Here is a 13,573-nt window from a genome sequence, read left to right as displayed (position 1 = left end):
CGCGCGGCGATTGTGGCCCGGCCGCTCAGCAAACCGCACCAAGGATTAACACAGCCTAAACAACGCAATAATCGCGCAACCGCTTCTTGAGCGGCAACGCCCAATTATGCTCAGCCGACACCGGTTCCGCGCACCGGCACCGTGCCGACCACCGCGAGCCAGCCGTTCGAAGGAAGAAGACCATGCGACTGAAGCAGCGCTCCCTGAGTCTGGGTCTGGCGCTCACGTTTGTGCCCATCGGCCTCAGTGCGGCAGCGCCGGCCTCGGCCGACTGCACCGGCGCCGGATACGCCACCGTGTGCGCACAGGGTGACGTTCGTGGCGGCGGCCCCACGCCGCCCAGCGCGGCCTACCCGTCGTACTGCGCTGATCCCTGGTATTGCGACGACGGCTGGGGCGTGGACGTCATCGTGCCCCTGCCCCCGCGCCCGCCGCTGCGCCCCGGCGGCGGTGGCGGTATCGGTCCGCGTCGCTGATCCCTTTATTTCGACAACCTCGAGGAGCAACCAAACATGAGAATCCGCAACATCATCGGTGCCGGCCTGATCGCCGGTGCGACGTTCATCGGCACAGCCACGACCGCCATTGCCGACCCGCCGGACTGCACTGCCGGCGACCTCGCGAACGTGATGTCCGGCGTGAACGCCGCAACCGCGTCGTACCTGTTCACGCACCCCGATGTGAATGCGTTCTTCACGGGTCTCAAGGGCAAGACTCGGGATCAGATGCGGACCGATATCACCGCGTACATGGATGCGAACCCGCAGGTGAAGACCGACATCGAGGGTATCCGCCAGCCTGCGGCCGACTTCCGCGCGCGCTGCAACGCCCCGATGCCGGACGGTCCGCTGAACTGACGGCGGGGGCCGGAGAGGAGTGAAACCGATGAGCTCTCGCATGAGGGTGGCCGGCGGCGCGGTTGCGGTCAGCGCGGCGGTGATCGTGACGATCACCGGATGCAGCAAGGATTCTGCGCCACCCGCCGCGTCGAAGTCGGCGACGTCGTCGAGCGCCGCCACGTCGACGACCGCCTCCACTCCGGCCCAGCCCGTCGACTACTCGGCGCTGCTGATCAAGGCTACCGACCTCGTCGCACCCGAGGAATTCATCGCAACCCCGCCCGTACCGGACCCGGGCGGTAAACCCGGTGTCGCAACGTCGTTCGGCAACGCCGACCGCACCCACGTCGTCGGCGACACCATCCTGATCCTGCCGGACCCGGCCGCCGCCACCGCGGCGCTCGAGGCAGCCAAAGCCACGCTCGGGGGCAGCGTGGTCGGCGGTACCCCCACGCCGATCGAGGTTGGTAGCGGCGGCATTTCGGTGTCGGGGAACTCGCCAGACGACTCCAAATCAGTGACCGTCGTGCTGTTCACCGAAGGCCGCGCATTCGTCACCCTCGAATTCGACGGACCGAAGGACGCCACCCCGCCGTCCGACTTCGTGCTCGACGTCGGCCAGAAACAGGCCCTGGCCATCAAGAACGGACTGCACGGCTGACGGTCGTCCGCTCCCTCCCGTAGGCGCGGCATCGACCTCACGCTGAGGCGAGCGGTTCAGAGCCCACTCGGATACGTCTCCGGCGTTTCCCCTTCGTGCCAGACGCTGGTCGGCTCGAGTGGTTCCAGCGCCCGGGTCCGGTCGATGTGGATCATCGCGTCGTACTGATCGGCGGCACGCACGTGGTAGTAGTGGCTCTGCCGTTCCGTCTCGGGGCGGTAGATGACGCCGATGGCGCGGCTCAGGCGCGCGACCGAAAGCGGTTCGGCGGCTTGGCGAGTGAGCAGGGGCGATACGAAGAATGACGGGCCACCCACTGCGTGCAAGAGCTCCTCGACACTGCCGCTGAGTGCAGGCCGGACCGCCTTGCGTTGGGCGACGCCACCCCACCTGCTCGCCGCGGTCACGGTGCCTGCGTAGGTACTGAAGCCGATCAACCGGCATTCACGGCCATACCGTTCCCGGACCAACTGGCCGAGCGTGAGCTCTCCATCACGACCCACCTCCGTCGCGCGAGCGTCACCGACATGCGAATTATGCGCCCAGACAACGACTTTTGAGTCTTTGGCGCCGTCGCGGTCCAGGTGGTCCAGCAACGCGCTCAACGTGCGAGCCATGTGTTCGTCGCGCAGATTCCATGACGAAACCCGGCCACCGAACATCGTGCGGTAATACTCTTCGGCGTCACGAACGGCCTGCGCGTTCTGTTCGGCGTAGAACGCCTCGTCCTCACCGAGCAGGCCGTCCTGATTGGCGATATCCGCCGCGTTGCGCTGCATATCCAAGAGCTGTTCGATCGCCTGGCGTTCACACGTCCGTCCCGCGCCGAAGGCCGCGGCATAGCCGTATTCCTGACCGTCTTCGGCCGACGCGACATGGTCGAAGCAGGCGTAGCGCTCGCGGGCCCTCCCCGCGGCTCGCGGATCAACCTTGTCGAGATACGCGATGACCTCACTCATGGAGCGGTGCATGCGTAGAGGTCCAAGCCGTAGAAACCGGCCGGCCTGCCGCTGCGATCGGCGAATTCGGTGTTGCAGCGGCGCAGCCAATCGACGAAATCCCGGACCACGATGTTGCGCCACATCCAGGCCGGAAATCGTTCGAACCCACTCAGCGCCTGATCCGCGGACCGATCGTCGCCCAGTCCACGAACGAACCTGTTCACCCGGTAGGAGTCCGGCCAATCCGCCTCGGCCGCAACGGCGCAGAATCCCTTCTGCCGGATGAGCCACCGCGTGATCGCGGCACGTGCGGCGTAGAACTCATGCGTTCCGTGTGACGCCTCCCCGATGAGGACGATTCGCGCATCGCCGATCAGCTGTTCCAGCACGTCCACCGGCGGTACCCCGTCGGGCGCCTCGATCGCGACGGAGCGGATGACGTGCGCTGACGCGTGCCTGCCCAGGGTTCGCAGTGACATCGATCGACTCCTCTCATCGACCGGCATTCCCCGCTTTCAGATGCGTAAACGGCAGCCCCGATTCTCGGAGGCCCTACGCATGACTCAGACCCTGCTGGTGACCTCGGTCAGCGCCCGATCCAGCATGTTGAGCGCACGCACCGACGCACGCACCGGGCCCGGCCGCATCTCCGGTAGACCGACATCGAATACGGCTGCGTCGCTTCGCTTCTCAGCTCCGACGTCTTCGCCGGCGATCAGTCTCCGCACCCGCGCTATCGCTTCATCGGCGCGTGCGGCGGCCTGATGCAACGCGTCGTCGGCGCCATCGGGAGGCTGCCCGGCATGCGACGCGGTCACCCCGGCACGCGCCAGGGCATGCGCCGAACGGTTGGCGACCTGCAATCCGCGCATCAGCCGCCGCACCCCGTGCCGCAGTTCCGAAACCGGGCCCATCTGGAGCGGTTTGCCGGCAGTGATGGCTGCCTTCAACGAGTTGTCCATCCGGCGGGTGTCGACAACCAGATCGCCGGCATCGCCGGCGGTCAGTACCGCCGTCACCGCGGTGTCGATCACCCGCTCCATCTGGTCGAGGTAATCGGTGACCTTTTCGGCGAACGTGGCGCGGGTCTTGGTGGAGAAGACGAAGTACGCGGACGCGATACCCACCAGGCTTCCCACTGCTGTTTCCGCGATGCGCACCTCTAGCACCTGGGCACTGAAATTGCCGAGGAGGCCATACAACATCGCCAGCAGGACCGTCACGAAGAAGGTCAACCAGAAGTAGGCGACGGTTGCCAGGTAGAACGCGAAGAACACGCAGACCACGAGGACGACGATCTGCAGCGCCGGGTTCCGCCCGATCTCCGCGGCGAGCAGCACGCCCGCCACCACCCCGGCGATGGTGCCGACGATGCGATGACCGGCACGCGAAAGGATCTCGCCGCGCGTCGAGACGCCCGTGAACACCAGGAAGGCCGTCAGCACCGCCCAATATCCGCGATCGGGCGAGATCAGATTGCCCAGAACCGTTGCGGCACTGGTCGCCACCGCGACCTGAATCGCGGCCTTGGTGCTGGGATTGAGCCCCTGAGGCGTGTCGTGGTCGTCGTCGCCGTCGGTCTCGGCGGCGGCGATATCGTCGTCGCTGATGCCGCGGGCGTTGGTGGTGATGTGGTGAATTGCCAAGTGCGCCTGCATCGCCCGGTACGCCGTGACGGTCGCGACGCCCGCCGAGGTCGAAAGGTCAGCCTTGTCCGCCGCTGCGGCACCCATCCGCCGGGCCTGCCGCAACTGTTCGTCGGTGGGGTTGTTGTCCAGGCAGATCCGCAGCGCCGCGACCGCATCAACCAGGCCGTCGGGCCACGGCTCGTCCTGGTCCAGCCACCACAGGAACGACGCCGCCTGCTCCAGCATGATCTGCGCCTCGAAAACCCGCAGCGCCAGGTCCTTACTGGTGACGCTCAGTGATTTGGCGGCCTCGTGCCGATCGAGCCAGTCGTCGATGAGCAGCGCCGTCTCACCGAGTTGGTCGAGTTGGTGCCGGGCGACCTCAACACTCACCTCGCCGCGCCGGGTGGCGACATCCAGTGTCGAAAGCGACGCGGCACGCAGTGCCGACAGGAGGCGACGTGCCTCGACACGTGGCCGTTCGGGAAACAGCAGCACGTGCACCAACAGTGACGACACGATGCCCACCGCAACGGCCACTGCCAACACCGGAATCTGATGCACCGGGGTCCGCAGGAACATGACGAAGAAGTACGAGATGAAGGCGACCATCCCGAGCGCGTTTCCGCGCGGGCCGTACCGCCGCACCCACACCGCGGCGAAGAGAACAGCGATGAAGCCGACGTCGACGATCTTCCCGTGGGGCACCAGGAATGCGGCCAAGGCCATGGCGCCGATCGCCGGGAAGAACAGCAGCAGCGTCGTGATGTTGCGGCTGCGCTGGTCTCGGTCCTTCACGGCGGCCGAGGCCTGCATCGCCACCACCGCGCCCAGCATCGCGACCGTCACCGGCTGGCCGGCCGCACGGGTGAACACCAGCATCGCGCCGATCGCCAGCAGCAGCGAGAAGGTGGTCGCCGCCGCGCTGCGCAACCGGATGCGTCCGGGGTCGGCAGCGCCGAGGACACTCGCTCTCCGCACCACCGCCGCTACCTGCACAGGCCAATTCTGCGGCATCAGCCTGTGTGGCATGTCCAGCTCGGTGGACGTCGCGGTTCTGGCTTCGCAGCGTTGCCAACGGGCGTAAGTTACCGTCGTGGCGCGTCGCAAAGGTGGGCTGACCAGCAGGTTGATCAGCGCTGCCATCGCATCGCGGCTAAGTCGCGATGAAGAAGTCGGCGGGATGACGCTGCCGAACGTGCGGCTGTGGCTCGGCGGCGAACGCAATCAGCCACTTGGCGATTCGGTGGTTCTGCAAGTGCGCTCGGCCGGCCTGCCCTGCGATGTCATCGCCACCGGCGAGATCGACGTCCCGCGCCGGATGCGCCAGCCGCGGACACTGCATCTGCGGCCCGCCATGCTGAACCTGCCGCCCTTGCGCAAAGCCACGCTTGCTGTCGAGATTCCTCCCGTCGCGCAGCGCAAGGCCGCTCGCGCACTGAAACGAGGCGAACCCGTCATCGCCGTGATCGAAGTCGAAGCGACGGATAGTCGGGGCAGTTCGGCACGGGTGACGCGGCGGGTGTCGTTGAGTCCACCGTCCCAGCGGCTTTGAGTAGGGCGGGCGGGGCTCGAACCCGCGACCAAGGGATTATGAGTCCCCGGCTCTAACCAACTGAGCTACCGCCCCATCGCGAAGATCGCGGCCACCATGTTCGCATGGCGCCACGGGCGGGCACCCCATGGGCTGCCATCGGCGTTGCGGTCTAAGAGATGCCACGCCGGCAGAGCGCTTCCGCCAGCCGCTCCGTCGACTCTTCCATCTGCGCGCGGCCGATGACCGGCAGGTGCTCCAGCATGTCGGTGTGTCGGAATGCCGACCAGTCGTATGTCTCAGTGACAAGTGTCCGCTCCGGTCCGATCGGCGTGAGCCGCCATATCCAGGTGTGACCCGCAGGTTCCTGGCCGGGTTCGGCGGGGGCCCATCCGACAGCACGGTCGGGCTCGTAACAGATGACGTGGTTCTCGACGCGGTTGCCCGCACGCATGTTCATCACGAACACCGCACCCAATTCGCTGAAGGGGCGATGGTCGGCCGCACTGAGGATCATGCCGCTCGCATCGAGCACAACATGGTTGTCCGGCGTGGTCAGAAACGCGAACACGAGATCTGCACTCGCGTCCACGACACGCGATACCTGTATGCGGCTGTGTTGGATAGCCATCACTGATCTCCTCTGCGAATTCACCGCCTATCTATCGAGACTGCGCACCGCGCCGTTTGTCATCGTGGCTCTGTGTAAACGGGCATCTGATCGGCCCTGAGCGGATGCGTCTCTTTGACCGCACTGCCACCAGGCATCATGTGGAGCGTGACCGACTCTCATCCGTTCGACCAAGCCCTGGAACTACAGCCCGTCGATGACACGCGCATGCGTGGGCAGACGCACCCGGACTGGGCGAACATGGTCGGCCCCTTCGGCGGCATCACTGCGGCGACGCTGCTGCATGCAGTCGAGCTGCGGCCCGACCGCATCGGTGAACCGCTGGCACTCACGGTCAACTTCGCGGCACCCATCGCCGACGGCGAGTTCGATATCGCACTGAAGCCCGCCCGCACCAACCGGACGAACCAGCACTGGATCGCCGAACTCAGCCAGGACGGCGACATCAAGACCACGGCCACCATGGTTTTCGGCATCCGCCGCGACACCTGGTCGGACGACGAGTCACGCATGCCGAGTGCGCCCGGGCCCGAGGGACTCGAAGTCAGCGGCCCTCCCCTGCCATGGGTCAGCCAGTACGACATGCGTTTCGTCGAAAACCCTTTCCCGGCAGAGGATGCCGAGCCCAGTGAGTCCTCGCGGACGACGCTGTGGGTGCGGGACGCCAACCAGCGCGGCCTCGACTTCGCCGCCCTGGCCGCGATGTCCGACATCTTCTATCCCCGGGTTTTCCTGCGGCGCGGCGGATTCTTCCCGGCCGGCACCATCTCACTCACCACGTACTTCCACGCCAATGGGCAGGAGCTCGAAAGCATCGGCGGGGACTACGTATTGGGCAGTGCGCACGCAAATCGCTTCTCGGACGGATACTTCGACCAGAGTGCGCATGCGTGGGCCCGCGACGGCGCGCTGCTCGCCAGCACCCACCAGGTCGTCTACTTCAAGGGCTGACGTCCTCACCGGCGAGCGACTCGTTGCGACGCACGTGGCACTGCCGTCGCGGCATCGGATGCCGTGGCGCGGTGCCGAGTTAGCTTGCGGGCCTGTCTGTTTCACCGTCATCATCGCCGCTCTCGGGTGGGTAGAGCGTGGGATGCCAGTAGTGGTTGGTTCGGGGTTGGCCGACGTCCAGTAGTGGTGGTGGGGTCCAGTGGGCGCGGCCGTTGGCCATGGTGGTGGTCCAGCCGCCGGTGTCGGCGAGGCGGTTGTCGCGGCCGCAGGCCAGGGCAAGGTTGGTGATGTCGGTGGGGCCATCATCGCGCCAGTCGGTGTCGACGTGATGGGCCTGGCAGCGGGAGGCGGGGGCGGTGCAGTTGGGTTTGGTGCAGCCCAGGTCGCGGGCGAACAGGGCAAAGCGTTGGGCGACGGTGGCGGTGCGACGCGCTCGGCCCAGGTACAGCGGTTGTTCGGTGTGGTCGTCAAAGACGACGAGGTAGTGGTCGGCGCCGCGGGCAGCCATGCGGATGAGATCGCGGATCGGTAACCGGCTGCCGGTGAGGGTCAGTGCGTGGCCGGTGCCGCGCTCCAATTCGGCGACAGTGCAGGTGGCCGCGATGGCCACAGGTAGGCCGTTGTGGTCGCCGAGGTCGGTGCCGAGGGCGATGCGGCCCATGGCGGCCAGGGCGTCGTGGTTGCGTTGGTCGGTGCTGCGGGTGTCGTGGTCGATCTGGGCCTGGGTGGGGGTGCCCGATTGGCAGGGTGTGGGGTCGGCGGGGTTGCACATGCCGGGGGCGCCGAGTTTGTCGTGGACTGCTTCGAGGGTGGCGCGTGCTTCGGGGTCGAGCCAGCCGTCCACTTTGGACATGCCGTCGGGTTGTTGTTTGCCGATGCGGAAGCTGCGTTTGCGGGCGCGTTCGGCGTCATCGGGCAGCGGCCCGTCCTGATCGAGCAGGTACAGCAGCGCCTCGGCGGCGGCGCGCAGTTCTTCGGGGGTCTGGTGCCGCGCCCCGGCAACGAGGGACTGTTCGAACTGCCCACGGGTGGCGGGGTCGATCCAGCCGGGGAGTTTGTTGATGAACTGGCCGATCACTTTCACGTGCTCGGTGTTGAGCGCGCCTTCGGCCTGGGCGGCGGCGACGAACTCCCACAGCGGCGGCAACGGTTCGCCGGTCAGCCCGGTGCGGGGCGCCAAATACTGGGCGTCGCGGACCTGGCGGTTGGCTTCGGTGGTGTCCAGGCGCAGCCGGATACGCAGCACCTCGGCCCAGTTTTTCGCGCCAAGTTCTCGGGCCGTGACCTGAGACTGCGCCGCAACCAAGATCCGGTGATCCACCGCCTCGGCCGCACACCTCAACCTCTCGCGGCGCGACTTCAACGCCAACAACGTCGCCACATCCAGACCGCTGTAATCCAGGGACGCGAGCCGCGCGTGCGCCGCTTCGTAGGCGGCGTACGCCTCCTCGACAACAGCCGGATCGGTCAACCCCATACATCGAACATTAGTTCGAACCACCGACAAGAAGCCGCCGCGAATGTGACGCTAGTTACCCACTGTGACCAGCGCAAACAAAGTGACCAAAGTTTTTCAGAGAGCTCCCGAAGAACGCCTAGGAGAACACCGGCTGCCCGTCGGCTCCGAGCAGATAGCGCTCGGTGCCCTCGCTGACCCGCGGCGCGTCCCCACCCAACGCGACGGCAATCTTGTTGATGCCGTTGCGCATCACGTCGAGGGTGATCTCGGTGGCCTCCGCGTCGGAGAAGTGCGCCCGTACGCCCGCGGCAACGTCGGCCGGTATCCGCGACGGCGTCCACACCAGGGCGTCGACGTAGCGCAGCGCGGCTTTCTGCCTCTCGTCGAGCAGCGTCGACGACTCGTACAGCTCGATCTCCGAGTACAGCGACTCATTGCCGCCGGCATCCAATGCTGTGCCCTCGCGCAGCGACTTGCACAGCCGGCAGTTGTGCGCGGCCGCGCCGCGCAGTCGCACCACCTCGGTCATCACCGGATCGAGTTCGCGACGCGCCCCTACCGAACTTGCGAAGCGGTTCAACAGCAGGTCCACCGGGTCAGTGTCGTGGTCCCAGCCGTCGGGATCGGCGATCGGCGGCAGCCCGAGCGCCGCAAATCCGGCCCGCACTCGCGGCACGAAGTCCGCGACGTACATCAACGCCACGATGCGAAAACTGTTGGCGCCCAGCGCTGCAGTGAGCTCTCCGCGCTGAGCCACAGAAATCACCGACACGTCGGTGCTGAACTGCTCGGCGAACTCAGCCACCAGCGGCTCGGCGTCGGACACGGGCCCGAACACTGCTTCATAGGGCAATGGCGCGAGGCCCAGGGTCTCGGCACACGTCTGCCGCATCGCCGCGTTGAGCCGCCGATCGGCGGGTGGCGACAGTGCGATCAGGGACGTCAGTAGCTCCTCCACACCCCGGATTATTGCCGCGATGAGACCATCGACGCATGAGTTCGACCGTCTCGGCCGCATTCGCCTCCGACAACGCTGCTGGTGCTCACCCACGGGTGTTGGAGGCGATCGTCGCCGCCAACCAGGGCCCGGTGAGCTCGTACGGCACCGACCCGGGCACCGAACGCGCAGCGCAGGCCCTCAGAGCGGCCTTCGGGGCCCCCGATGCCGAGGTCCTGTTCGCGCTGACCGGCACCGCGGCCAACATCATCGCGCTGGCTTCGGCAGTGCGGCCCTGGCAGGAAATTCTGTGCAGCGATATCGCGCACTCGTTGCTCGACGAAGCCGGTGGGCCGGTACGAATCGCGGCGGCACAACTGACACCACTACCGAGCGATGACGGCCTGATCTCACCGAAGGAGCTCGATCGACACATTGCGCGCCGCGGCGAGGTGCACCACTCGCAGCCGCGCATCGTCACCATCACCCAGTCGACCGAGAACGGCCGCGTCTGGTCGCCCGCCGCGCTGACGGAGTTCATCGACTACGCCCACCAGCACGACCTGCTGGTCCACGTGGACGGCTCGCGGGTCGCCAATGCCATTGCCGCCCTTGGTATCAGTCCACAGGAAGCCATCGGTGACGCCGACATCGTCACGGTTGGCGGCACCAAGAACGGCATGCTGTTCGGCGACGCGGTACTGATCCGCCGGCCCGCACATTTCGAGGGAATTCGCTTCGTACAGAAGCAGATCGGCCACCTCGCCAGCAAGCACCGCTTCATCTCGGCTCAGTTCGAGGCCATGCTGCACGACGATCTCTGGTTGCAGACGGCAGCCCACGCCAACCGCATGGCGGCGACATTGAGCGCCGGATTCGCGGAGGCAGGGCTGCAGCTGGCGGCGCCGACCGAGGCCAACGAGGTGTTCGTCATCCTCGACGCCGCGACCACAGCGCGTGTCCGGGAGCGGTTCGCGATCCATGCTCCCGACCCGCTGAGACCGATCGTGCGCTTCGTCTGCTCCTGGGCCACCACCAACGACGACGTCGCCGGGGCGCTGAAAGTTATTGCGCCTGACTGACCGACGACATGTGGAAGTCCGGAATCCGCAGTGACGGCATCTGGGCCCGGGTGGCCCAGTCGCCCCATTCGCGCGGCAGCGTGGTTTCGCTGACGCCGGCCTCGGTCGCGCGCCGCAGCAGGTCCAGCGGACTCTCGTTGAACCGGAAGTTGTTGACCGCGGCCGTCACTTCCCCGTCCTCGATGAGGTAGACGCCGTCACGCGTCAGGCCGGTCAGCAGCAGCACCGTCGGATCGACCTCACGCATGTACCACAGCGTGGTCAGCAGCAGGCCGCGTTCGGTGCCGGCGATCATGTCCGACAGACTCACCGTGCCGCCCGTCATCAGCAGATTGTCGGCCGGCACGGCCACGGGCGCGTCGAATTCGGCTGCGGCAGAACGCGGATACGCCAACGCGTTCACGACACCGTCGCGAATCCAGTCGACGCGACCGATGTCCAAGCCGTTGTCGAACACCGACACCCGCTCCGACGAACTCGACGTCGCCACGAACGGCAGGCAATCCAGCCCGGGCGCAAAGGGATCCGAGTACAGCGTCAGCCCGAGGTCGGTGAGCTTCTCCCCCACCCGGGTGCCGCCCGGCGCCGACAGCGCGGTTCGGCCTTCCTGCGCGCCACGACCGTCCATGCTCCAGCCGAGGTAGATCATCATGTCCGCGACGGTCGACGGCGGCATCAGCGTCTCGTACCGACCGGCGGGCAACTCGACGGTCCGCGAGGCCCAGCCGAGACGCAGGCACAGATCGTCGAGCATGGAATCGACTGGCACGTCGACGAAGTCGGCGGTACTGACGCCCGCCCACGCGCTGGCACCATCGCGTTTGGCGTTGATCTCCACCGAGCCCGTCGGTTGGGTGAACCGCCGCCGGATGCCACCGGACGTCGCCAGGTACGTGGTGTCGAGTTCGTGCCGCGCGAACCCGTACAGCGCGTCGCTGCGGTGGAAGCCGTCGACCAGACGCGTGGCCACGTTCCCGAACACCGAGGCACCGGTCAACGGCGACGGTGCGTCCCAGTCGTCGGAGGTCTCCACGCCGGCCAGCGGCGGCGCGCTGTCACGCGCCTCGGGCGCCGCCTCCGCGGCGTCCTGCGACGCCGCCACCAGGCCCGCGATGGTCGACGGATCGACCTCACTGGACTTCACGACGCCGACCCGGGCCTTATCCCCTTGGCGGACAATCGAAATGACGGTGGTCTCGCGGCTCACCGACTCACCGTTGGTGGTCATGGTGTTGCGGGCCCAGCGCAGTGACGCGGTGGACCTGTCGGTCACCAGGACGATGGTCTCGTCGGCTCGACCCCGGCGGGCAGCCTCGTCCAACACCAGGTCGACAACCTGCGGTGCAGCAGGGCGAGCGTAGCGACCGGGAGAATTATTCAGCATCAACGCCCCGATTCAGTTCGCGTGTTGAGCACATTGATTCCGCGGAACAGCGCGGACGGGCAGCCGTGGCTGACGGCGGCCACCTGGCCGGGCTGGGCCTTGCCGCAGTTGAACGCGCCACCGAGTCGCCAGGTCGACTCTCCGCCAACGGCTTCCATCGATCCCCAGAAGTCGGTGGTGGTCGCCTGGTAGGCGACGTCGCGCACCTGGCCGTCCAGCTTGCCGTCGCGGATCTTGAAGAACCGCTGCCCGGTGAACTGGAAGTTGTACCGCTGCATGTCGATTGACCACGATTTGTCGCCGACGATGTAGATACCGTTCTCGACCCGGCTGATCAGATCCTCGGTGCTGAGGTCGTCAGTACCCGGCTGCAGCGAGACGTTGGCCATCCGCTGGATCGGCACATGATGCGGCGAATCCGCGTACGAGCAGCCGTTGGACCGGCTGACCCCGAGCTTCGGCGCGAACACGCGGTCCAGCTGATAGCCGACGAAGACACCGTCGCGCACCAGGTCCCAGCTCTGCGCGCGGACGCCTTCGTCGTCGAATCCGATGGTGGCCAAACCGTGTTCGACGGTGCGGTCGGCGGTGACGTTCATGATCGGTGACCCGTACTGCATGGTCCCCAGCTTGTCCGGGGTGGCGAACGACGTACCGGCGTACGCCGCTTCGTAGCCGATGGCCCGGTCGTATTCGGTGGCGTGGCCGATGGATTCGTGGATGGTCAGCCACAGGTTGGTCGGGTCGATCACCAGATCGGTGGGACCGGCCGTCACGCTGGGCGCCTTCATCTTCTCGGCCAACAGCGTCGGCAGCTCCGCCAATTCGGTTGTCCAGTCCCAGACCTCGTCACCGGCGACGGCCTCCCAACCACGCGCGGTCGGCGGCGCCAGTGTGCGCATCGTTTCGAACGCACCGGCTGCGGCATCCACCGCGACGGCCTCGATCGTCGGCTGCACCCGGACCCGTTGTTGCGTGATCGACGAACCGAACGCATCGGCGTAGAACACCTGCTCCTTCACGGCCTGCAGTCCCGCCGACACGTGGTCCACGCCGTCGGCCGCGAGCAACCGGCCCGAGTACTCGCCCAGTAGCGCGATCTTGTCGGCAGCGGTGACCTCGAACGGGTCGATCCGGTACGGCGACACCCATGACACATCGGTGTAGACCGGTTCGGAAGCCAGCTCGATGCGCTCGGCATTGAGCGGCGCCAGCGCCACCGCGACCTGCACGGCGCGACGGGCGGTCTCGGCCGCGACCTCGGGGTTCAGCTCGGCGTGCGAGGCGAAACCCCAGGTGCCGTCCACGATCACCCGCACCGCCAGCCCGATTTCCCGGTTGACCACCGAGGATTCCAGCTCGCCGTCACGCAGCTGGATGTGTTCGGTGGTGATCCGGTGAATCCGGAGGTCGGCGTAGCTCGCACCGGCAGCCAGCGCGGCCGACACCGCGGCCTCGGCCAGCAAATGGCGCGGCAAGGCCAGGAAGTCGGCGTCAACCCGTCGCAGCGCAGTCACGGCTACACC

General features: G+C 66.8%; 12 protein-coding genes, 1 tRNA gene and 1 pseudogene. 6 read left to right on the top strand and 8 right to left on the bottom strand.

The window, feature by feature from the left end; all coding sequences use genetic code 11:
• Positions 1-182 precede the first annotated feature (182 nt).
• From ACJH7A_RS00945 to ACJH7A_RS00935, 3 genes are read left to right on the top strand one after another with little or no spacing between them, the layout of a single operon-like run.
• Positions 183-476 (top strand): hypothetical protein, encoded by a 294-nt coding sequence (locus ACJH7A_RS00945; protein ID WP_064860199.1) that lies wholly within the window; start codon positions 183-185, stop codon positions 474-476.
• 36 nt (positions 477-512) lie between these two features.
• Positions 513-857 (top strand): heme-binding protein, encoded by a 345-nt coding sequence (locus ACJH7A_RS00940; RefSeq protein ID WP_212812209.1) that lies wholly within the window; start codon positions 513-515, stop codon positions 855-857.
• A 28-nt stretch (positions 858-885) separates the two neighbouring features.
• Positions 886-1,500 (top strand): hypothetical protein, encoded by a 615-nt coding sequence (locus tag ACJH7A_RS00935; RefSeq protein WP_244872610.1) that lies wholly within the window; start codon positions 886-888, stop codon positions 1,498-1,500.
• A 56-nt stretch (positions 1,501-1,556) separates the two neighbouring features.
• Here ACJH7A_RS00935 and ACJH7A_RS00930 read toward each other — a convergent pair.
• A pseudogene (locus ACJH7A_RS00930) lies at positions 1,557-2,887 on the bottom strand (erythromycin esterase family protein); the annotation flags it as partial.
• 117 nt (positions 2,888-3,004) lie between these two features.
• The gene (locus tag ACJH7A_RS00925) at positions 3,005-5,086 is read right to left on the bottom strand and encodes an FUSC family protein (protein ID WP_371824561.1); all 2,082 of its coding nucleotides are present in this window, start codon (positions 5,084-5,086) and stop codon (positions 3,005-3,007) included.
• 166 nt (positions 5,087-5,252) lie between these two features.
• Between ACJH7A_RS00925 and ACJH7A_RS00920 the strand changes: the two genes are divergently transcribed.
• Positions 5,253-5,624 carry a hypothetical protein gene (locus ACJH7A_RS00920; protein ID WP_212812211.1) on the top strand — a complete coding sequence of 124 codons (372 nt, stop codon included), beginning with the start codon at positions 5,253-5,255 and terminating at the stop codon, positions 5,622-5,624.
• Between the two features lies 1 nt (position 5,625).
• Here ACJH7A_RS00920 and ACJH7A_RS00915 read toward each other — a convergent pair.
• Positions 5,626-5,699 (bottom strand) — tRNA-Ile (locus tag ACJH7A_RS00915).
• A gap of 76 nt (positions 5,700-5,775) precedes the next feature.
• Positions 5,776-6,258 (bottom strand): SRPBCC family protein, encoded by a 483-nt coding sequence (locus ACJH7A_RS00910; protein ID WP_212812212.1) that lies wholly within the window; start codon positions 6,256-6,258, stop codon positions 5,776-5,778.
• A 123-nt stretch (positions 6,259-6,381) separates the two neighbouring features.
• On the opposite strand from ACJH7A_RS00910, the gene ACJH7A_RS00905 reads away from it, so the two are divergent.
• The gene (locus tag ACJH7A_RS00905) at positions 6,382-7,185 is read left to right on the top strand and encodes an acyl-CoA thioesterase II (RefSeq protein WP_212812213.1); all 804 of its coding nucleotides are present in this window, start codon (positions 6,382-6,384) and stop codon (positions 7,183-7,185) included.
• A 79-nt stretch (positions 7,186-7,264) separates the two neighbouring features.
• Here ACJH7A_RS00905 and ACJH7A_RS00900 read toward each other — a convergent pair whose 3' ends face one another.
• Both ACJH7A_RS00900 and ACJH7A_RS00895 read right to left on the bottom strand, forming a co-directional pair.
• Complete coding sequence (locus ACJH7A_RS00900) at positions 7,265-8,662, bottom strand: HNH endonuclease signature motif containing protein (protein ID WP_212812214.1); 1,398 nt, start codon at positions 8,660-8,662, stop codon at positions 7,265-7,267.
• A 118-nt stretch (positions 8,663-8,780) separates the two neighbouring features.
• Entirely contained in the window at positions 8,781-9,623 is an 843-nt protein-coding gene (locus ACJH7A_RS00895; protein ID WP_212814887.1) for a carboxymuconolactone decarboxylase family protein, read from the bottom strand.
• Positions 9,624-9,637: 14 nt separating this feature from the next.
• Here ACJH7A_RS00895 and ACJH7A_RS00890 point away from each other — a divergent pair, with 14 nt between their 5' ends.
• The gene (locus tag ACJH7A_RS00890; RefSeq protein ID WP_212812215.1) at positions 9,638-10,663 is read left to right on the top strand and encodes a low specificity L-threonine aldolase; all 1,026 of its coding nucleotides are present in this window, start codon (positions 9,638-9,640) and stop codon (positions 10,661-10,663) included.
• Here ACJH7A_RS00890 and ACJH7A_RS00885 read toward each other — a convergent pair.
• Together ACJH7A_RS00885 and ACJH7A_RS00880 are read right to left on the bottom strand one after the other, a co-directional pair.
• Positions 10,647-12,047, bottom strand: coding sequence for a metallopeptidase TldD-related protein (locus ACJH7A_RS00885; RefSeq protein ID WP_212812216.1), 1,401 nt, complete (start codon positions 12,045-12,047; stop codon positions 10,647-10,649). The two genes, ACJH7A_RS00890 and ACJH7A_RS00885, sit on opposite strands and share 17 nt — an antisense overlap.
• Positions 12,047-13,564, bottom strand: a complete 1,518-nt coding sequence (locus tag ACJH7A_RS00880) for a TldD/PmbA family protein (protein ID WP_212812217.1) — start codon at positions 13,562-13,564, stop codon at positions 12,047-12,049. The genes ACJH7A_RS00885 and ACJH7A_RS00880 overlap by 1 nt, the downstream gene beginning before the upstream one ends.
• Between the last annotated feature and the right edge of the window lie 9 nt (positions 13,565-13,573).

Origin of the sequence: Mycobacterium sp. SMC-17 (assembly GCF_045310915.1) — a bacterium.
Taxonomy (GTDB): domain Bacteria; phylum Actinomycetota; class Actinomycetes; order Mycobacteriales; family Mycobacteriaceae; genus Mycobacterium.
The sequence above is the reverse complement of the archived record's forward strand: the minus strand, read 5'-3'. Positions and strand labels throughout refer to the sequence as shown.